At 68.9% G+C, this 18,312-nt stretch carries 15 protein-coding genes; 8 read left to right on the top strand and 7 right to left on the bottom strand.

Going from position 1 to position 18,312, the window contains the following annotated elements:
- Nucleotides 1–7: 7 nt before the first annotated feature.
- Together AC1DNF_RS11100 and AC1DNF_RS11095 are read right to left on the bottom strand one after the other, a co-directional pair.
- Nucleotides 8–994: a TRAP transporter substrate-binding protein gene (locus AC1DNF_RS11100; RefSeq protein WP_478148638.1), complete on the bottom strand. Its 987-nt coding sequence runs from the start codon at nucleotides 992–994 to the stop codon at nucleotides 8–10.
- 75 nt (nucleotides 995–1,069) lie between these two features.
- The gene (locus AC1DNF_RS11095) at nucleotides 1,070–1,891 is read right to left on the bottom strand and encodes an NAD-dependent epimerase/dehydratase family protein (protein WP_478148637.1); all 822 of its coding nucleotides are present in this window, start codon (nucleotides 1,889–1,891) and stop codon (nucleotides 1,070–1,072) included.
- Nucleotides 1,892–2,051: 160 nt separating this feature from the next.
- On the opposite strand from AC1DNF_RS11095, the gene AC1DNF_RS11090 reads away from it, so the two are divergent.
- The 4 genes from AC1DNF_RS11090 to AC1DNF_RS11075 all read left to right on the top strand — a co-directional run bounded on the left by AC1DNF_RS11090 (nucleotide 2,052) and on the right by AC1DNF_RS11075 (nucleotide 6,475).
- Nucleotides 2,052–2,906 carry a FadR/GntR family transcriptional regulator gene (locus AC1DNF_RS11090; RefSeq protein ID WP_478148636.1) on the top strand — a complete coding sequence of 285 codons (855 nt, stop codon included), beginning with the start codon at nucleotides 2,052–2,054 and terminating at the stop codon, nucleotides 2,904–2,906.
- 112 nt (nucleotides 2,907–3,018) lie between these two features.
- A complete protein-coding gene (locus AC1DNF_RS11085) occupies nucleotides 3,019–3,993 on the top strand; it encodes a Bug family tripartite tricarboxylate transporter substrate binding protein (RefSeq protein ID WP_478148635.1) in 975 nt (324 codons plus the stop codon).
- A gap of 90 nt (nucleotides 3,994–4,083) precedes the next feature.
- Complete coding sequence (gene kdgD / locus AC1DNF_RS11080; RefSeq protein WP_478148634.1) at nucleotides 4,084–4,995, top strand: 5-dehydro-4-deoxyglucarate dehydratase; 912 nt, start codon at nucleotides 4,084–4,086, stop codon at nucleotides 4,993–4,995.
- Nucleotides 4,996–5,038: 43 nt separating this feature from the next.
- Complete coding sequence (locus tag AC1DNF_RS11075; RefSeq protein ID WP_478148633.1) at nucleotides 5,039–6,475, top strand: aldehyde dehydrogenase family protein; 1,437 nt, start codon at nucleotides 5,039–5,041, stop codon at nucleotides 6,473–6,475.
- Between the two features lie 30 nt (nucleotides 6,476–6,505).
- Here the strand turns inward: AC1DNF_RS11075 and AC1DNF_RS11070 are convergent, their stop codons facing one another.
- Both AC1DNF_RS11070 and AC1DNF_RS11065 read right to left on the bottom strand, forming a co-directional pair.
- The gene (locus AC1DNF_RS11070) at nucleotides 6,506–8,737 is read right to left on the bottom strand and encodes a S1/P1 Nuclease (protein WP_478148632.1); all 2,232 of its coding nucleotides are present in this window, start codon (nucleotides 8,735–8,737) and stop codon (nucleotides 6,506–6,508) included.
- A 150-nt stretch (nucleotides 8,738–8,887) separates the two neighbouring features.
- Nucleotides 8,888–9,658 (bottom strand): sulfite exporter TauE/SafE family protein, encoded by a 771-nt coding sequence (locus tag AC1DNF_RS11065; protein ID WP_478148631.1) that lies wholly within the window; start codon nucleotides 9,656–9,658, stop codon nucleotides 8,888–8,890.
- A gap of 96 nt (nucleotides 9,659–9,754) precedes the next feature.
- On the opposite strand from AC1DNF_RS11065, the gene AC1DNF_RS11060 reads away from it, so the two are divergent.
- Genes AC1DNF_RS11060 through AC1DNF_RS11050 form a run of 3 tightly spaced genes read left to right on the top strand, consistent with a single transcriptional unit; the run spans nucleotide 9,755 to nucleotide 14,561 of the window.
- Nucleotides 9,755–10,654: a LysR substrate-binding domain-containing protein gene (locus AC1DNF_RS11060; protein WP_478148630.1), complete on the top strand. Its 900-nt coding sequence runs from the start codon at nucleotides 9,755–9,757 to the stop codon at nucleotides 10,652–10,654.
- 60 nt (nucleotides 10,655–10,714) lie between these two features.
- The gene (locus AC1DNF_RS11055) at nucleotides 10,715–13,888 is read left to right on the top strand and encodes an adenylate/guanylate cyclase domain-containing protein (RefSeq protein WP_478148629.1); all 3,174 of its coding nucleotides are present in this window, start codon (nucleotides 10,715–10,717) and stop codon (nucleotides 13,886–13,888) included.
- A gap of 22 nt (nucleotides 13,889–13,910) precedes the next feature.
- The gene (locus AC1DNF_RS11050; protein ID WP_478148628.1) at nucleotides 13,911–14,561 is read left to right on the top strand and encodes a peroxiredoxin family protein; all 651 of its coding nucleotides are present in this window, start codon (nucleotides 13,911–13,913) and stop codon (nucleotides 14,559–14,561) included.
- 6 nt (nucleotides 14,562–14,567) lie between these two features.
- Here AC1DNF_RS11050 and AC1DNF_RS11045 read toward each other — a convergent pair whose 3' ends face one another.
- Nucleotides 14,568–15,209 (bottom strand): Crp/Fnr family transcriptional regulator, encoded by a 642-nt coding sequence (locus AC1DNF_RS11045; protein WP_478148627.1) that lies wholly within the window; start codon nucleotides 15,207–15,209, stop codon nucleotides 14,568–14,570.
- Between the two features lie 163 nt (nucleotides 15,210–15,372).
- On the opposite strand from AC1DNF_RS11045, the gene AC1DNF_RS11040 reads away from it, so the two are divergent.
- Nucleotides 15,373–17,013, top strand: coding sequence for a phospholipase D-like domain-containing protein (locus AC1DNF_RS11040; RefSeq protein WP_478148626.1), 1,641 nt, complete (start codon nucleotides 15,373–15,375; stop codon nucleotides 17,011–17,013).
- 136 nt (nucleotides 17,014–17,149) lie between these two features.
- Here AC1DNF_RS11040 and AC1DNF_RS11035 read toward each other — a convergent pair whose 3' ends face one another.
- Both AC1DNF_RS11035 and AC1DNF_RS11030 read right to left on the bottom strand, forming a co-directional pair.
- Nucleotides 17,150–17,551, bottom strand: coding sequence for a VOC family protein (locus tag AC1DNF_RS11035; RefSeq protein ID WP_478148625.1), 402 nt, complete (start codon nucleotides 17,549–17,551; stop codon nucleotides 17,150–17,152).
- A 57-nt stretch (nucleotides 17,552–17,608) separates the two neighbouring features.
- The gene (locus AC1DNF_RS11030) at nucleotides 17,609–17,947 is read right to left on the bottom strand and encodes a hypothetical protein (protein WP_478148624.1); all 339 of its coding nucleotides are present in this window, start codon (nucleotides 17,945–17,947) and stop codon (nucleotides 17,609–17,611) included.
- Between the last annotated feature and the right edge of the window lie 365 nt (nucleotides 17,948–18,312).

Genomic DNA, 18,312 nt, shown 5'->3' with positions numbered 1-18,312 from the left:
GCGCTCGTCACTTGGTGTTGACGATTTCCTGCACCAGCGCCTTCAGCTCGGGCGTGGTCGCGAACTTGTCCCACACCGGCTTCTCGACCTCGACGAAGCTCTTGCGGTCGATGTCGGCGGCGGCGACGATCTTCGCGCCGCCCTTGATGACCGCGGCCTTGGCGTCCTTCTCGCGCGGCTCCCACAGCTTCACGTAGTAGGGCACCGAATCCTTGGCGGCCTTGCGGATCGCGGCCTGCTCCTCCTTCGGCAGGGTGTCCCAGATCTTCTTGGAGAACACCAGCACCTCGGGCGTCATCACGTGCATGGTCTCCGAATAGACCGGCGCCGCCTCGAAGTGCTTGGCTTCCTCGTAGGAGGGGTAGTTGTTCTCCGCCGCATCCACCAGCCCCGTCTTGAGGCCGGTATAGACCTCGGCCAGGGGCATCGGCGTGGGCGAGGCGCCCATCGCGCTGACCATGCCGACCATCAGGTCGGAGGGCTGGACGCGCAGCTTCAGGCCCTTCATGTCGGCGACCGACTTGATCGGCTTCTTCGCGTACACCGAGCGCGCGCCGCTTTCATACATGCACAGGCCGATGAAGCCGGCCTTGTCGAACGCCGCCAGGATCTTGTCGCCCGTCGGGCCGTACATCGCCTTGCGGAAATGCTCGATGTCGCGGAACAGGAAGGGCAGCGAGGGGATCACCGATTCCGGCACGATGCCGTGGAAGGAAGCCGAGCTGACCCGCACCATGTCCAGCGCGCCGATCTTGACCTGTTCGACCGTGTCCTTCTCGGAGCCCAGCGAGCTGTCGGCGAAGATCTTGATCTTGTCCTTGCCGCCGGTGGCGGCCGACAGCTCGTCGCTCATGAACTTGACCGCCATGTTGGTCGGGAAGTCCTTGGCGTGCACCTCCGCCGAACGGAAGTCGCGCGCCTGCGCATGCACGGCGGCAAGCGCAAGCACGGCCGTGGCGACCAGGCTGAGCAGGTTGCGTTTCTGAATCTTCATGTCTCTTCCTTGGTTTGAAATTGCGAGACCCATCGTCTCGTCGGACTGCTGAAAAAAGGATGGACCGACGCCGGCTTATTCGAAGGGGCCTTGCGCCGTGAACGCGCCGCCCTGGTAGACCGCGTTCGGATCGGTCGCGGCCACCGGCGGCTGTGCCTCGACCTTGGCGCGGAAGACCTCCGAGCTGTCCTGGGGCACGAAGCCCAGGTGCGCCGCGGCGCTGTTGTCCCACCAGACGTCGCGGTTGGCCGACACGCCGTAGACCACGGTATGCTTCACGTCGGGCGTGAAGAGCGACTTCTCGATCAACGTCGTCAGGTCGCGATAGCTCAGCCAGGTGTTCATCATCCGGCGGTTGAGCGGCTCGGGGAAGGACGAGCCGATGCGGATGCTCACGGTCTCGATGCCGTAGCGGTCGAAGTAGAACTGCGCCACGTCCTCGCCGAAGGACTTCGACAGGCCATAGTTGCCGTCGGGCCGGGGCCGCACATGCGCGTCGAGGATTTCGCTCTGCTTGTAGAAGCCGATCACATGGTTCGAGCTGGCGAAGATCACGCGCTTGACGCCGTGGCGGCGCGCGCCCTCGTAAATGTGGAACACGCCCTTGATGTTGCCTTCGAGGATCTCCTCGAACGGGCGCTCCACCGAGACACCGCCCAGGTGCACGATGGCGTCGCAGCCGGCCACGAGCGCATCGACCGCGGCCTTGTCGGCCAGGTTGCAGGGCACGACTTCCTCGTGCGTGCCCTGAGCGGGCGTCATGGCGGCGATGTCGGAAAGGCGCAGCACGTCGGCAAAGGGGCGCAGGCTTTCGCGCAGCACCTTGCCCAGGCCGCCGGCGGCGCCGGTCAGCAGCAGGCGGGAGAGCTTGCGGTCGGAAGGGGCTTGCATGGTCATTCAGTCCTCGGATGGGCTTCACCACGTTCGCGGGCAGGTCGCGCCCGTGGTGCTTTGTCAAAAATGGGCCGGTTGGCTGCTGAAATCCAGGTGATACTTCTGGCTATAAAGACGTTAGTCATATGTTGTCGTACAACAGGTTGCAAATTATCATCTTGGGATGGCAATGACAGCTGCGGGTAATCCCCAGGTCGAAGGAGCGTCGCCGGCGCACGCCGGGGCGGCGGGTGCGGCCGCGCCGGGCGTGGCCTTCGCCGGCCAGCCGCGCAAGCGGGCACGCGGCCTGGCGCATGGCCTGGTCGAGGACCTGAGCCTCAAGATTCGCGACGGTGCCCTGCGCCCTGGCGACAAGCTGCCGACCGAATCCGAAATCATGCAGGCCTTCGGCGTGAGCCGCACCGTGGTGCGCGAGGCCTTGTCCAAGCTGCAGGCCGGGGGCCTTGTCGAGACCCACCACGGCGTCGGCACCTTCGTGCTGCAGCCGCGTGCGAGCGGGGTGTTCCGCCTCGATTCGAGCGACATGGCGACTTCGGTCGACGTCCTGGCGGTGCTGGAACTGCGCATCAGCCTCGAAACCGAATCGGCCGGGCTGGCCGCGACGCGTCGCACCGACGAGCAACTGCTCGCGATGCGCGAGGCACTGGACGATTTCGAGCGCAACGTGGAGGTGGCGGGCAACACGGTCGCGCCCGACTTCCGCTTCCACCTGCAGATCGCCCAGGCCACCGGCAATCCCTATTTCGCGGACATCATGAGCCACCTGGGCACCACGATCATTCCGCGCACGCGCATCAACGCCATCCGCAACCACGACCGGCGCGGCGAATACCTCAGCCGCGTGAACCGGGAGCACGAGGAGATCTACGCCGCCATCGCGCGGCGGGACCCGGAGTCGGCGCGCGCGGCCATGCGCATCCACCTCACCAACAGCCGCGAGCGCCTGCGCATCGCCCAGGAGGCCGCCAGGCTCGCGGCCGAGGCGGCGGCGGGCGCGCCGGTGCCGCCCGCGGCCTGAGGACCGCCAGATCTGGACAAGTCATCTTCTTGGTTGTACGATGACTGACAACGCGGGCGACCGGCGGAGCCATCGCCGATGCTCATCGATCCCAACTCAGGAGACAAACACAATGCCTTTGAACCGACGCGACCTCGTTCTAGGTGCCTTGGGTGGCGGCTTGCTGGCGGCAGGTGCCGCGCAGGCGGCCGACGCCTGGCCCTCGAAGCCCATCCGGCTCGTGATCCCGTACCCGCCCGGCGGCTCGTCGGACATCATTGCCCGCTCGATCACCCAGCCGCTTGCCGAGGCGCTCAAGGTGTCGGTGATCGTCGAGAACCGGGCCGGTGCCAACGGCAACCTCGGCGCCGACTTCGTCGCCAAGGCCCCGGGCGACGGCTACACGCTGCTGCTGTGCGACGTCGGCGCGCTCGCCATCAGCCCCTCGGTCTACAACAAGCTGGCCTTCGACCCGTCGAAGGACCTGCGCGGCGTGACCATGCTGGCCTACTCGCCGCACCTGCTGGTGGTCCATCCTTCCGTGAAGGCGAACAACCTCAAGGAACTGGTCGCGCTGTCGAAGACGACGGACCTGAACTTCGCCGTCACCGCCACCGGCAGCGCGCCGCACCTCGCGGGCGTGGCGCTGCAGCGCGCGGTCGGCGCGAAATGGGAGTACGTGCCCTACAAGGGCGGCGTGCAGGCCATCCAGGACACCATCGGCGGCCAGACCCAGGTGCTGATGAACGGCATGCTCGCGACCCTGCCGCACGTGCAGAGCGGCAAGCTCAAGGTGCTGGGCGTTTCCAAGGGCACGCGCATGCCGCTGATCGGCGACGTGCCCACCATCGCGGAGCAGGGTGTGCCCGGCTTCGAATCCGGCACCTGGCAAGGCGTGCTGGCCCCGCGCGGCACGCCCGATGCCGTGATCCAGCGCCTGAACAAGGAACTGGTGACCATCATCCGCACCGCCGACATCCGCTCGCGCCTGGCCGGGCAGGGCGCCGAGGTCGTGACCATGACGCCGACCGAGCAGGAGCAGTTCTTCAACAAGGAACGCGAGCGCTGGGCCAAGGTCGTGACGGCCGCCAACATCAAGCTGGACTGATCACGACAGCCCCCGGCTGGCCTCAAGGCGGCCCGGCGGCGGCCGCCATAGGCCGCCTGTATTCCAACCCAACTTCTTCTTCCACTTCGCATGAACCCCCAAGAACTCAAATCCATCATGGGCTCCGGCCTGCTGTCGTTCCCCCTGACCGACTTCGACGCGAACGGCGACTTCCACAAGAGGGGCTACGTCGAGCGCCTCGAATGGCTGGCCCCCTACGGCGCGAGCGCGCTGTTCGCCGCCGGCGGCACCGGCGAGTTCTTCTCGCTCACCGGTGACGAATACCCCGGGATCATCCAGACGGCGGTCGACACCTGCCGCGGCATCGTGCCGATCATCGCCGGCGCGGGCGGCCCCACGCGCTTCGCGATCCAGTGCGCGCAGGCCGCCGAGAAGGCCGGCGCGCACGGCATCCTGCTGCTGCCGCACTACCTCACCGAAGCCGGCCAGGAAGGTCTGGCCGCGCACGTGGAAGCGGTGTGCAAGAGCGTCAAGTTCGGCGTCATCGTCTACAACCGCGGCCAGAGCAGGCTCTACCCGGCCACGCTCGAGAAGCTGGCCGAGCGCTGCCCTAACCTCGTGGGCTTCAAGGACGGCATCGGCGACATCGAGCTCATGAGCTCCATCCACCTGCGCATGGGCGACCGCTTCGCCTACCTGGGCGGCCTGCCGACGGCCGAGGTCTATGCCGCCGCCTACAAGGCGCTGGGCACACCGGTGTACTCGTCGGCGGTGTTCAACTTCATCCCGAAGACCGCGATGGACTTCTACAAGGCGGTGGCCGCGGACGACATGGCCACGCAGCACCGCCTGCTGAAGGACTTCTTCATGCCTTACCTGGACATCCGCAACAAGGGCCAGGGCTACGCGGTGAGCATCGTCAAGGCCGGCGCGAAGATCGTCGGGCACGACGCCGGCCCGGTGCGCACCCCGCTGACCGAACTCAAGCCGGCCGAGTACGATGCGCTGGCGTCGCTGATCGCCAAGCTCGGCCCGCAGTAAGACGCCCCCGCTTCCTTTCGACCGATCCCCAAGGACACCCGCCATGAAGAACTTCGACAACCTCATCAACGGCGAATGGCGCGCCGGCGCCAGCTACAGCGCCAACGTCAACCCCAGCAACCTCGCCGACATCCTGGGCCAGTACACCCAGGGCGACGCGGGCCACGTCGACGCGGCCGTCGCCGCCGCCACCGCCGCCTTCCCGGCCTGGGCCACGGGCAGCATCCAGGCGCGCTCGGATGCGCTGGACAAGATCGGCAATGAGATCCTCGCGCGCAAGGAAGAGCTCGGCACCCTGCTGGCGCGCGAGGAAGGCAAGACGAAGGCCGAAGGCATGGGCGAAGCCGCCCGTGCCGGCCAGATCTTCAAGTTCTTCGCCGGCGAATGCCTGCGCCTGTCGGGCGAGCTGCTGCCTTCGGTGCGGCCCGGCATCGGCGTCGAGATCACGCGCGAGCCCGTGGGCGTGGTCGGCCTGATCACGCCGTGGAACTTCCCCATCGCCATCCCCGCGTGGAAGATCGCGCCGGCGCTGGCCTTCGGCAATTGCGTGGTGCTCAAGCCCGCCGACCTCGTCCCCGGCTGCGCCTGGGCGCTGGCCGAGATCATCAGCCGCTCGGGCATTCCGGCCGGCGTGTTCAACCTGGTGATGGGCCGCGGCAGCGTCATCGGCGAGGCGCTGGTCAATCATCCCGGCATCCATGCCATCAGCTTCACCGGCTCGGTCGGCGTCGGCCGCAACATCGCGGTGCAGTGCGTGACGAAGCACAAGAAGGTGCAGCTGGAGATGGGCGGCAAGAACCCGCAGGTCATCCTGGACGACGCCGACCTGGCGCAGGCGGTCGAGCTGAGCGTGCAGAGCGCCTTCTATTCCACCGGCCAGCGCTGCACGGCGTCCAGCCGGCTCATCGTGACCGAGGGCATCTACCCCCGGTTCATCGAGGCGATGAAGGCCCGCATGGCGAAGATCAAGGTGGGCGATGCGCTGGCGCAGGGCACCGACATCGGTCCGGTGTCGAGCGAGAGCCAGCTGCAGCAGGACTTGAACTACATCGAGATCGGGCAGGGCGAAGGCGCCACGCTGGCTGCCGGCGGCGATCGGCTGAAGCTGGAGACCGAGGGCTTCTACATGTCGCCCGCGCTGTTCAGCGAATCGGTGGCTTCGATGCGGATCAACAAGGAAGAGATCTTCGGGCCGGTGGCCAGCGTGATCAAGGTCAAGGACTACGAGGAAGCACTGGCGACCGCCAACGACACGGAGTTCGGCCTCTCCGCCGGGATCGCGACCACGAGCCTGAAGTACGCGACGCACTTCAAGCGCCACAGCCAGGCGGGCATGGTGATGGTGAATCTGCCGACGGCGGGGGTCGACTACCACGTGCCCTTCGGCGGCCGCAAGGGCTCCAGCTACGGGCCTCGCGAGCAGGGGCGCTATGCGCAGGAATTCTTCACCACGGTGAAGACGGCCTATACCCTGGCCTGAGTTTGCGCCGGCCCGGGCGAGGCGAGGTGCTCAGGGCTGCGGGCCCTTGAGCACCTGGCCCACGGTCTTCAAGGTCCGGGACGGCATCCACGTGTTGCGCATGTAGAGCGCGATGAGGTCCTTGTGCGGGGCCTCCGCGAGGCGGTTGGCCGCGATGCGCTTGTCGCCCTCGCCGGCGACCCAGGCGCCGCGCCAGATCGCGCGCAGCGTGCGCACCCCGTCGGTCATCACGTCCACCGTCTTTGTCCCGAAGGCGTCCCACAGGTCGTCGCCGGCAGCGAAGGCATCGACGATGGCCATGGGTGCGAAGGTCTTGAAGGTGCGCTGCATCAACCTCACTGTCTCGACCGCCGCGGCCTGCCCCGAGGGGGGCGCCTTGATCGCCACGCTCCCGCTCTTCTGCAGTGCCTTCTTCATGGCTTCCAGCAGGGTCGGGGCGTTCTGGCGCAGCATGGTCTCTTCATAGGCCGTGTGCACACCGCTGCCGCGCGCGGGCTTGCCGGCGCCCTGTGGCTCTCCATCGTGCAGGTACGAAAGGTGCAGCGGCTGGCATGCATCGCCGACGTAGTGCGCCAGGATCCCCGCCGCGCAGACGTAGCGCGTCGCGTCCTTCTTCTGCACCGCATCCACCATCTCGTCGAAGAACTGCCACACCCTGAAGGGAAGCAGGCCGTGGCCGGTGTCGCCCACATCCGCGTAGTAGGCCAGCCAGAAGTCCGGGTTCACGTTGGCCGGGTCTTCGCACAGCTGCAGCAGCGTCTTGTTGCCCCTCTTCGCATCGGGCAGGTCCATGTCCGCGAAATGACTCGGCTTGTCGGCGCTTCCGCGCAGGGTCTTCCCATGCGCCCAGAGACGGTCGGGCACATCGGCAAGCGGCACCAGGCCGTCCGGCCCCTTCGCGTCGATCCTGGTTCTCGAGCTGATGGCCTCGAGCGGGTACGACACGACCGTCTGGTTGGCCTTCATCAACTTGCCCAGGTTGCCAGGCAGGCCGTCGCACGCGAAGTAGCCGATCGTGTAGTGCCCCACCGGCCCCCAGTATTCGGGCAGGCTCGCGTTCCAGTCGCGCACGAGCGAGACGCCGAGTTCCCGGCAGATCGGGCTGAGGGCCGCCGCGAGGGCGAAGCGGCCCACCCGCCTGGCCTGACCGGCATCCACCCACGAATGGCCGCCCCACTGCATGGCGAAGGGCCGCAGCGCCGCGAGCCGGGCCTGCGGCGTGTTCTTGTCCTGCCATTGCTCCCAGAACCACAAGGTGCCTGAATCGCCATGCAGCGATCCGGGCTCCGCCACGGAGCGCGGGCGAATCAGGAACTCGGTCACGTAGTCGACGCCGCCCGCCGTCGAATATCGATAGAACAGCGCGGCGACGCGGCCCCTGAGATCGCCGGACGCCGCCCCGAAGGCCCGCACGTCCGAGTCGATGAGATCGAGCGTCATCGTGTCGGTCGTGAGGTCGAGCCATTCCGCGAGCGGCCCCATGCCGACGACCTGCGTCGTCCAGTCGCCGATGTCGTCGACGCGGATCAAACCCGCGTCCACGTGCAGCTGGACGTTCTCGCCGCGCCAGCCCGGGTACATCTTCTCGAACGGCAGCAGGCCCACCTGGTTCGCATCCGAGACGCCGATCCTGCGGCGCTTGCCGCTGAGCGTGGTGAACAGCTCCCGGCCGGCCGATCCCGTCACATGCCGATTGGTCAGCGCATAGGTCAGGTCACCGTCCGAGACGAGGCAAGCGATGGAGCCGAGGTGCAGTTGCCCCTGCACTTGCGCATAGGCGAGATAGCCCCCGCCGAGGAAGCTGTTGGCGAAGGACAGCTGGTAGTCGGGCGCCGAAGGCACGGGCTCTTCCTCGACGAGGATGGTGCAGGTCGGAACGACCCGCCCGTCGGGCAGGTACAGCGCCCGCGGCACCATCCGGTCGGGGTCCCGGGTGAAGGCGCCTCGGTGCTCCCACTGATTGAGGAAGACGAGCACGCAGGGCCACGACCAGGGCTTGACGACGGTGTTGAAGAGCGTGCGGGCGCTGGCCGGCTTGGGTGTCTTTCGGGGCACGCTCGGCTCGTGCGTGGCATACCAGTCCCGCTCGTGAATGAGGTAGCGGCCCACCGCCGTTCCCACGACATGGGGCAGATGGGCCAGGTGCACGTGGTAGTGCTGGCGCGCATCCAGGATGTCGGCCAGCGTCAGCATCATGTAGTTGCGTGCCGGCGGGAAGGTATTGACTTCGGTGTTGACGCGGCTGCTTCCGGAGACTGTCATGGCGTTCCTCCCTCGGGGCGGCGTCGCCGGATGGTCCGGGTACGCATGGCCCCAACTCCCTCGCGCATTGTGGCCGTCCGAGCCGCGGATGCAATCACCCGCTCAGGGGATGGCGAGTCTCAGCCGCGCACCTTTGCGCCGCGCGGCCCATCATCCGCCCAGCTCCCGCGCGACCATGTAGATGCCCAGCAGGGCCAGCCCGCCAAAGAAGCAGCGCCTGAATACCGGCACCGGAAGCCGCGGGCGAAGCCATTGGCCGAAGGCCATTCCCGCCAGCGCCGGCACCAGCATGGCCAACGAGGCGCCGACCAGCGGCGTCGAGTAGCCGTGCTGCCCGGCCAGCGCGAAGCCCAGCGCGAGGGTCGAGGTGGTGAATGAAAGCCCCATGGCCTGGACCAGTTCGTCGCGCGACAGCGAGAGGGCCTGCAGGTAGACGACGGCCGGCAGCACGAACACACCTGTCACTGCCGTGACGGCGCCGGTGAGCGCGCCCGCCGCGGGACCGAGCCACCGCTCATGGCCCGCCGCCACGTGCAGCGGCCGCGCCAGAAAGCCCCACGCGGCGTAGGCGGCCAGCGCCACGCCGAGGGCCACCGTCGCGCCGCTACCGGCGGGTGCGCCAAGCCGCCACGCGCCCAGCAGCGTGCCGGCGACGATGCCGAGCTGCATGCCGCCCAGGCGGCGCGCCACGCCGCCCAGGCTCGCCCACGGCCGCAATTGCCACAGGTTCGTCGCCAGCGAGGGCGCGATCAGCAGCGCGGCCGCGGCGGCCGGCGGCATCCATAGCGCAAGCAGCGCCATCGACAGTGTCGGCAGCCCGAGCCCGATCACGCCCTTGACCATGCCAGCGAGCACGAAGACCGCGGCGACGAGCGCCCACAGCGTCGGAAAGGTGGGGAATGAGAACTCGTGTGCGGGCATCGACGCAGTTTCCCGAAGAACACGTCGCCCGAAAATGCGGAAGTGGCGTACCCAGCCTCAGGCGCCGCCTGAGGCTGCCGTGCTACCTTTGCCGGCATGCGATTCGACCTCACCGATCTGCGGCTGTTCGCGAACATCGTCGAAGCCGGCACCATCACCGGGGGCGCCGCGCAGACCCACATGACACTGGCCTCGGCCAGCCAGCGGGTGCTCGGCATGGAGGCCGTCCTGCGCACGCCGCTGCTGTTGCGCTCCAAGCAGGGCGTGCATCCGACCGAGGCCGGCCGCACGCTGGCGCACCACGCGCGGCTCGTGCTGCAGCAGATGGAGCGCATGCGCAGCGAGCTCGGCGAATACGGCGACGGCCTGCAGGGCCACGTCCGGCTGCTGTGCAATACCTCGGCGATGACGGAGCACTTGCCCGAAGCGCTGGGCACCTTTCTCGCGCAGCATCCGCGCATCTCGGTCGACCTCGACGAGCATGCCAGCACGGACATCGTCGATGCCGTGCGCGCGGGGCTCTGCGACATCGGCATCGTCTCGGACGTCGTCGATGTCGAAGGCCTGCAGCATTTCGTGTTCCGGCGCGACGAGCTCGTGCTCGTCGTGCCGCGCGGCCATGCGCTCGCGCGGCGACGGCGCGTCGCCCTGGCGGAGGTATTGGACTGCCGCTTCATCGGCCTGGCGGAAGGCAGCCCGCTGCAGGAGCACGTCGCGCAGTACGCCAGGAGGCTGGGCAGGCGGCTCGTCTACCGCGTGCGCGTGAGAAGTCTCGAAGCCGTCTGCCGCATGGTCGCGCAAGGCATCGGCGTGGGCATCGTTCCCAGGGCCGCGGCGCAGCGCTCGCCGTCGGCGGCGCACATGCGCTTGATCGACATCGCGGAACCATGGGCGGCTCGGCACCTGCTCGCCTGCGTCCGGGATGTCGACACGCTGCCCCTGAACGCGCAACGCATGCTGCAGCACCTGCTGGCGGCGGCCCCGAAGCCGGCCTGAGCTCCGACCCCAGTGGCGCGGCCGCGCGAAGTGCGGCAGCATCGGGCATCGGGATTCGCCATGACCACGACTTGCGCCGGCTGCGGCGGCGATGTGCTGCCCACATCCTCCTTCTGCCAACACTGCGGACGTCGGCTGGCCGACCCTGGCCCGCCGCCCGAGGACACGGCGCACGAGCCCGACCGGCGCCAGGTCACCGTGGTGTTTGCCGACCTCACGGGCTTCACCTCGCTGGCCGAACGGCTCGACCCCGAGACCCTGCGTAGCTTCCAGAATGCGCTGTTCGAGGCGATGGCACAGGCCATCGCGCGCTACGACGGCTTCGTCGAGAAGTTCGTCGGCGACGCGGTCATGGCGGTGTTCGGCGCGCCGCATGCGCACGAGGACGACCCGCAGCGCGCGCTCCGCGCCGCGCAGGACATGCTGCAGCGCGTGGACCGGCTCGGCCTGCAGTGGGCCGCGCGCCTCGGTCGGCCGGTGACGCTGCACATCGGGGTCCACACCGGCGCGGTGGTCGCCGGCAGCCTGGGCACCGGGGCCCGGGGTGCCTATGCGGTCACCGGCGATACCGTCAACACCGCCTCGCGCCTGCTCACGGCCGCCGCGCCGGGCACGGTGCTGGTGTCGGAGGCCACGCAGGCGATGGTGCGCCACTGCTTCGATTTCGAAGCCGTCGACGAAATGGCCTTGCGGGGCAGGTCGCAGACCGTCCGGGTCTACCGCCTCATCGGCGCGCGCGCCGATCCTGCCTCCGCGCGCGGCCTGGCCGAGCTCGGACTGGCGGCGCCGCTGATCGGACGCGGCGAGGCGATCGAGCGCCTGCTGGCGGCCTGCGATCGCATGCAGGGCGGCGAGGCCCAGTGCGTCAGCATCGTCGGCGAGGCCGGCGCGGGCAAGTCGCGGCTGCTGGCCGAGCTGTTCGCGCGGCTGGAGGGCGACGGCCGCTTCGCGGCGACGGGCGTGCGCCGAGCCGCGTGCTCGTCGCTCGGCGAGCCGACCTACGGCACCTTCGGCGCGCTGTTCCGCGAGGCCTACCGCGTCGAGGAGAGCGATTCGCTGGAACGGGCCCGGGGCAAGCTGCAGGAGGGCCTGCGCGCCCTGGGTGCCGACGCGGACGAGGCCGATGCGGTGGCGCAAGTGCTGAACTACCTGCTCGGCATCCAGGAAGCGCGCCCGCGCGACATCGAACCCGAGCAGCTGCAGCGCCAGATCACGATGGCGGCGCGCGCGCTGGTCGAGCGCAGGCTGGCGCGGCAGCCCGTCATGCTCGTCATCGACGACTTGCAATGGGCCGATGCGGCCTCGGTGGACCTGCTGCAGGAGGTGCTCGAGCAGCTCGCCGACCGGCCCCTGATGCTGCTGGTCTCGCAGCGCCCCGACGCGCGCGCCCTGCGCACCGTGCGGGCCGAGCACACGACCATCGAACTGGGCCCGCTCGGCGACGAGGACGCGCGCGCCCTCGTCAGCCACCTGCTGGGCGCGCCCGCGGACGATGGGCTCGCGCCGGTGCGCGATTTCGTTGCCGCGCGCGCCGGTGGCAACCCGCTGTTTGTCGAGGAGATCGTCCGCAGTCTGGCCGGCCGTGGCCTGCTGATGCGCGAGAACGGCCGCTGGGTGTGCCAGCAGAGATGCGAGGCGGTGGACGTTCCGCCCACCTTGTACGGCCTGCTGCTCTCGCGCATCGACCGCCTGGGCGCCGAGGAGCGCCGGACGCTGCAGGAGGCGGCGGTGCTGGGCGCCGAATTCGACGGCATGCTGCTGCAAGGCATCGCGAGCGAGCCGCGTTCCGCCGCGCAGGCGCTGGCCCGGCTGGCCTCGGCCGACCTGATCCGGGCCGACGGACCCGACGGACAACGCTGGCGCTTCACGCACGCGCTGCTGCACGAAGTGGCCTACCAGAACCTGCTGCTGGCGCGCCGCACCGAACTGCACCGGCGTGCCGGCCTCGCGCTCGAAGCCGCGCTCGGCCCTGAACAGGCGCCACCGGACGGCGATGGCGAAGCCCGCAGCCCGAGGCGGCTGGCCGAACTTGAAGCGCTGGGCCACCACTGGAGCCTGTCGCCGGACAAGGCCCGTGGCGCGCACTATCTGCTGGCCGCCGGCGACTGGGCGCGCGCGATCTATGCCAACGACGACGCCATACGCCACTACGAGCGCGCGCTCGCTACCCTGGCCGAAGCACCGGCCGAGACGCCCGACGCGGCGGCGCGGGTCGAGGCCGCGATGTGCGATGCGCGCGAGCGGCTCGGCGACCTGTTCGGCCTGCAAGGCCGGCGTGCCGAGGCCCTGGCGCAATACGAGGAAGTGCGGCGCGTGGCCGAGGGGCGGCGCGATCCGGTGCGGGCCGCGCGCCTGCTGCGCAAGATCGGCGGTCTGCACTGGGAGGCCGGCGAACGCGACCGCGCCAGCGCCTGCTTCAGCGCCGGCCTGGAATGCCTGGGCGAGGAGGGCGACCCGATCGAGCGCGCGCATCTGTTCCAGGAGATGGGCCGCCTTGCCTTTCGCGCCGGCGACAACGCCACCGCGCTCGCCCTGGCGCAACGCGCGCTGGCCGAATTGCCCGCCGACGCCGCCGGCCGCTCGCGCGAGGCCACCGTCGTACGCTCCCAGGCCTGCAACACGCTCGGCGTCGCGCTGGCGCGCCTGGGCCGCCCCTCCGAGGCGGTCGAGCAGATCGAGAACAGCGTCGCGCAAGCCGAGGCGAACAATATGTTGCAGGCGGCCTGCCGCGGCTACACCAACCTGGGCGTGCTGTATGCGTCGCTCGATCCGCAGCGCAGCATCGAGACCTGCCTGCGCGGGCTCGACACAGCCCGGAAGGTCGGCGACCTGGGCTTCCAGTCGCGGCTCTATGCCAACCTGGCGGTCGCCTACTGCGCGTTGACCAACCGCTGCGAGGCCGAGGGGATCGAGGCGGCGCGCGCCGCGGCCAGCCTGGACCGCCGGCTGGGCCTGCTCGAGCACCTCGCCGTGCCGCTGATCGTGCTGGGCCAGATCTACCAGTGCCACGGCGACCATGCGCACGCGTTCGCCTCGTACAAGGAGGCGCTGGCCCTGGCCGAGCAGGCCGATGAGCCTCAACTGCTGTTTCCCTGCTACGATGGTTTGGCGACCCTGTATCTCGATGCGGGGCGGCCTGCGCAGGCGGAGAACTATCTCGCCATGGCGCAGGCGGTTTGCGAGCGAGCCGGCCTCGAGCCGGACGCCCTGATGGTGCTTCCGTTCCTTTGCTGAACCTGCCGGAAGGAGCCGCGACATGACAACCGCGATGAGTCAACCCCTGGCCCCGGGCGAACCGGCCCCGGACTTCACGCTGCCGGCGGTGGCCGGCCCCGAAACCGTTTCGCTCGCCGACTACCGGGGGCGCAGCCCCCTGTTCCTGGCGCTGATGGTCGGGCTGTGGTGCCCCTTCTGCCGACGACAACTGGTCCAGATCGGGGGCTTCGAGGACAAGCTGAAGGCGCTGGGCGTCGAGAGCCTCGTGGTGGTGGCGACCGAGCCCGAGAACGCGCGCCTGTACTTCAAGTTCAGGCCCACGCGGCTGCGTCTGGCCTCCGACCCGGACCTGTCGACGCACCGCGCCTTCCGGGTGCCCAAGCCCGAGCCGACGCCTGAGTTGCTGCAGGCGATGCAGGAGACCCGCATCGACCCCTTCGGCGACTTGCCCGAGGCGCTGCCCATCCCCGAGGCCGCCAAGGTGATCGAGGCGCGCGACGGCTATGCCTGCACGGCGACCGACCTGGCCGACGTCGATCGCCAATGGCCGCAGCTCAAGGCGCTGTACATGATCGACCGCGACGGCATCGTGCGCTGGGTGGACATCGAATGCAGCCGCGAGGGCATGGCCGGCGTCGGCAAGCTGCCGTCCGAGGACATGATCCTCGAGGCGGCGCGAGCCTGCGCCTGAGCGCCGCTACCAGGCCGACGGCGGCTTGCGCAGGATCACGAGGCGCCCCTCGCGCTGCGTGACATAGCCGCCGACGCTCAGGTCCTTCATCACGCGGTTGACCATCTCGCGCGAGGAGCCGACGCGGTCGGCAATGTCCTGCTGGGTGAGCTTGTGGCGCACGACGCGTTCCGCGCCGACCGGCTCCGACAGCGTGTGGAGCAGCTCCACCACGCGGCCGTAGACATCCTGCAGCGCCATGCTGCGAAACTGCTGTGTCAGGCGCCGGACCATGCGGATCAGCTTGTGCGTCAGGTGCACCGCGAAATCGGGGTTGTCGGCCAGGAACTGGCGCAGGTCCGATCCCTGGACCACGCGGCACCGGCAGGTTTCGAGCGCCTTGATCGAGGCCGAGCGCCGGTCGCCGTCGATCGAGAGCTCGCCGAAATACTCGCCCGGGCCGTACTCGGTCAGGACGACTTCGCGGCCGTCGTCCGAGCTCGCGTAGACCTTCACCCGGCCGCTCAGCACGATGTAGAGCGAATCCGTCGTGTCGCCCTCGTTGATCAGGATGGCGTGCGGTGGGAAGGTGCGCGTCGTCCCGTGCGGCGCGATGGCTTCGAGCAAGGCCTGCGGCAGGCGGTCCAGGTCATCCGCGTCGGAACTCATTCGACACTCCGTTTCTGCATCCTTCGCCGAATCCGGGCACTGTGAACATTGTCACATCCGGCGGGCGCATTGCGCACTCGTGGCAGTGGGAGGCCTGGCCTAGATTGGCGCCTTGGCGAAGGCGAGCCGATCCTGCTCCCCGCCGCCCCCGATGGAGTGCCAGATGTTCCGGTTGTTCGTCCTTCTGATCGTCAGCCAGCTGGAGATCCGCTTGCTCGCGCTCGGCCTGGCGCCCGCCGTGACACGGATCGCCTGCGCGGTGGTCGTGGGGGTGGCCGCGGCGCTGACGGGCTGTGCCGCCTTGCCGAGCACCGAGAGCGTGCAACGGCCGGTTTCGCAGGCCCGCGTGGACACCGCCGACACCCACCTCGCCGCGCTGGCCGCCGCGTCGCTGCCCGCGGCGGATCGCCGGTCCGGCCTGCGCCTGCTGCCCGATGGCGGCCAGGCCTTCGAGGCCCGGATCGCGCTGGCGAACGCCGCCGAGAAGTCGATCGACGCGCAGTACTACCAGATCGCCGACGATGCCTCGGGCCGCGAATTCCTGCGCGCCCTGCGCGATGCCGCCGCGCGCGGCGTGCGGGTGCGCCTGCTCATCGACGACATGTACGCGGCGGGGGAGGACCGCCTGCTCAGCGGCCTGGCCGCCCGCCCGAACGTCGAACTTCGCATGTTCAATCCGCTGGCGGTGCGCGAGGGCAGCGTCAACGCCCGCGTGCTGCTCTCCCTGCACGACTTCTCCCGCATCAACCGGCGCATGCACAACAAGCTCTTCGTCGTCGACAACAGCTTCGCGATCAGTGGCGGCCGCAACATCGCCGACGGCTACTTCGGCCGCGGCCTGCCCGCCAACTTCATCGACATGGACATCCTCTCGGCGGGCCCGGTGGTGCGCGAGATGTCGGCCGTGTTCGACGGCTACTGGAACAGCCCCTACGCCTATCCGATCCAGAGCCTGGCCGCGCAGCCCGATGGCGCGGAGGCGGCCCGGCGCGGCTTCGACGAAGCCGTGGCGCGGACAGGCGCCGCCACGCCCGCGAGGGCACTGGACCTGCTAGGACAGACCGGCGTCGCCGCCCAGCTGGCCGAAGGACGCGTCGAGCTCCACCCCGCGGCCGTTCGCGTGCTGGCCGACGCCCCGTCCAAGGCCGACGCCGCCGACGCCCGACTGGCCGATGGCGCCGTCATGGACGCCAACCTGGAACTGCTGCAGTCGGCGCGCTCGGAAGTGCTCGTCGCGTCGCCTTACTTCGTCCCCGGTTCGCGCACCCTTGGCATCCTCAGGCAAGCCACCAACAACAAGGTCCGTGTCGCCCTGCTGACCAACTCGCTGGCGACCACCGACGTGCCGCTGGTGCACTTCGGCTATGCGCGCCATCGCGACGAACTGCTGGAGATGGGCGTGGCCCTGTACGAGCTGATGCCCGGCGCGGATACGCCCGCCGAGTCCTCCGGTCTGGGGCATGGTTCGCTGGGCCGCCTGCATGCCAAGCTGGCCGTGGTGGACCGGCGCTGGCTGTCCATCGGCTCCATGAACATGGATCGCCGCTCCGCGCATTGCAATACCGAGATGGGCCTGATCATCGAAAGCCCGGAGCTCGCGAGCGAGGTGTCGACCTTGCTGCGCCGGGACGAGTTGCCCCGCAGCTACCAGGTTCGCAGCGCCGGCAAGGCGATGGGTCTCGAATGGGTGGCGCTGGGTTCGCGGCGACAGGAAGTCGTGTTCGCGGCCGAGCCCCATGCCCGCTGGATGCTGCAGCTGAGGACGGCCATGCTGTCGATGTTCGTCAATGAGGAATGGCTCTGAAGCGGGGGACGGCCAGGCCGACGCCCGGGCCCGCGCTGGTATTCTTTGCCGATGACTCGGCGCAGCGTCTTGCGCATGCCGGCACTGCGGTGTGGCTTTCTGGCCTTGCTGGCGGGCTGCCTCCCTGGGTGCGTTCCTAGAGCGTCTCGGACGCGTCGAAGTCCAATTCCACCTTTGCCCCGCTGGGGTCGTGGCAGAACAGCTGCCATGTGCCCGAGCCCACCTGCTGCTGCAAGGTGTACCTGGTGCCGCTCGCGTCGAAGCGGGCCTTCACGGCGCGCAGGTCGCGCGCGGTGAAGGCCATGTGGTCGATGACGCCGGTGCGCTGCGCGGGCACCGGCCGGCCGAAGATGAGGTGCAGCACGGCCTGCGGGCTCGCGCCATAGAGCCACGCGCCGGGAAAGCCGAGTTCCGGCCGGTGGCCGACGCTCAGGCCGAGCAAGCCCACGTAGAAGTCCAGTGTCTTCTTCTCATCCTCCGCGGTCACGGTGAAATGGTTCATGCCGACGATCATCTGGCTCTCCTGGTTGAGGTTCATGGCAGTGTCTTGCGGGCAGTGTCCCATGGAAGCACGCCCGGCATGCGGTGCGCCCCGTCAGGTGGTCGGCGCTGGGGTAGCCGCTCTTCGCTTGCGGGGGCTCTTTGCGGTGGCCTTCGGCTCTGCGTCGCCAGCGGCTTCTTCAGCCTCGCGCAACAGCGCTTCATAGTTCTTGAACACGCGGCTGAACGTGGCATCAATCTTGTCTTCGTCCGGCAGCATGTCCTGGATGATTTCGATCAGATCAGGCCAGTACAACGTGCTGGGTTCGTCTTGGCGAGCAGCCATGCAGATGGCGGAGACGATGGTGCGTAGACGGCAGATTTGCTCGACCAGTTCTGACAGCAAGTTGCGTCCATCGATGTGGTGACGGGAAGCGGCGGCGTTGTCAGCCATGGCGGACTCCTTGATGAGAGGTAGTTGTTAGCCCTGATTGATGAGCCGCCAAGCCCACTCCCTTTCGGGACTGAAGATTCTAGGTCGCTCTTGCTCGCTATCGAAGTTTGGGTGCCTCCCGAGGGCACCCCCAACGGATCAACCTCCGCACGACAACGAAGCGTCCGGCCGAGGGATAAGCCACCAACGTGTCCACGGCGGGGGGCGGTGTGCCCTTGGCTGGCCGTTGAGGCGCCGCCGAGCAGCGCAGCGGCAGGCGGATAAGGGCACGTGCTGTTTGAGCGAAGCGAGTTTGCACGTGACCCCGCCTGACGTGAGCAGCGCAGGGGACCCCGAAGGGGCGGTGACGTCGGCCGGCCAAGGGC

Source organism: Variovorax sp. 01T432, assembly GCF_056398605.1.
Note: the sequence above shows the minus strand (reverse complement) of the source record. Positions and strands in the feature narration are given on the sequence as shown.

What these genes read in the sequence shown, in the direction of transcription:
- AC1DNF_RS11100 (WP_478148638.1), bottom strand. Translation starts at nt 994, where the DNA reads ATGAAGATTCAGAAACGCAACCTGCTCAGCCTGGTCGCCACGGCCGTG.
- AC1DNF_RS11095 (WP_478148637.1), bottom strand. Translation starts at nt 1,891, where the DNA reads ATGACCATGCAAGCCCCTTCCGACCGCAAGCTCTCCCGCCTGCTGCTG.
- AC1DNF_RS11090 (WP_478148636.1), top strand. Translation starts at nt 2,052, where the DNA reads ATGGCAATGACAGCTGCGGGTAATCCCCAGGTCGAAGGAGCGTCGCCG.
- AC1DNF_RS11085 (WP_478148635.1), top strand. Translation starts at nt 3,019, where the DNA reads ATGCCTTTGAACCGACGCGACCTCGTTCTAGGTGCCTTGGGTGGCGGC.
- kdgD (WP_478148634.1), top strand. Translation starts at nt 4,084, where the DNA reads ATGAACCCCCAAGAACTCAAATCCATCATGGGCTCCGGCCTGCTGTCG.
- AC1DNF_RS11075 (WP_478148633.1), top strand. Translation starts at nt 5,039, where the DNA reads ATGAAGAACTTCGACAACCTCATCAACGGCGAATGGCGCGCCGGCGCC.
- AC1DNF_RS11070 (WP_478148632.1), bottom strand. Translation starts at nt 8,737, where the DNA reads ATGACAGTCTCCGGAAGCAGCCGCGTCAACACCGAAGTCAATACCTTC.
- AC1DNF_RS11065 (WP_478148631.1), bottom strand. Translation starts at nt 9,658, where the DNA reads ATGCCCGCACACGAGTTCTCATTCCCCACCTTTCCGACGCTGTGGGCG.
- AC1DNF_RS11060 (WP_478148630.1), top strand. Translation starts at nt 9,755, where the DNA reads ATGCGATTCGACCTCACCGATCTGCGGCTGTTCGCGAACATCGTCGAA.
- AC1DNF_RS11055 (WP_478148629.1), top strand. Translation starts at nt 10,715, where the DNA reads ATGACCACGACTTGCGCCGGCTGCGGCGGCGATGTGCTGCCCACATCC.
- AC1DNF_RS11050 (WP_478148628.1), top strand. Translation starts at nt 13,911, where the DNA reads ATGACAACCGCGATGAGTCAACCCCTGGCCCCGGGCGAACCGGCCCCG.
- AC1DNF_RS11045 (WP_478148627.1), bottom strand. Translation starts at nt 15,209, where the DNA reads ATGAGTTCCGACGCGGATGACCTGGACCGCCTGCCGCAGGCCTTGCTC.
- AC1DNF_RS11040 (WP_478148626.1), top strand. Translation starts at nt 15,373, where the DNA reads ATGTTCCGGTTGTTCGTCCTTCTGATCGTCAGCCAGCTGGAGATCCGC.
- AC1DNF_RS11035 (WP_478148625.1), bottom strand. Translation starts at nt 17,551, where the DNA reads ATGAACCTCAACCAGGAGAGCCAGATGATCGTCGGCATGAACCATTTC.
- AC1DNF_RS11030 (WP_478148624.1), bottom strand. Translation starts at nt 17,947, where the DNA reads ATGGCTGACAACGCCGCCGCTTCCCGTCACCACATCGATGGACGCAAC.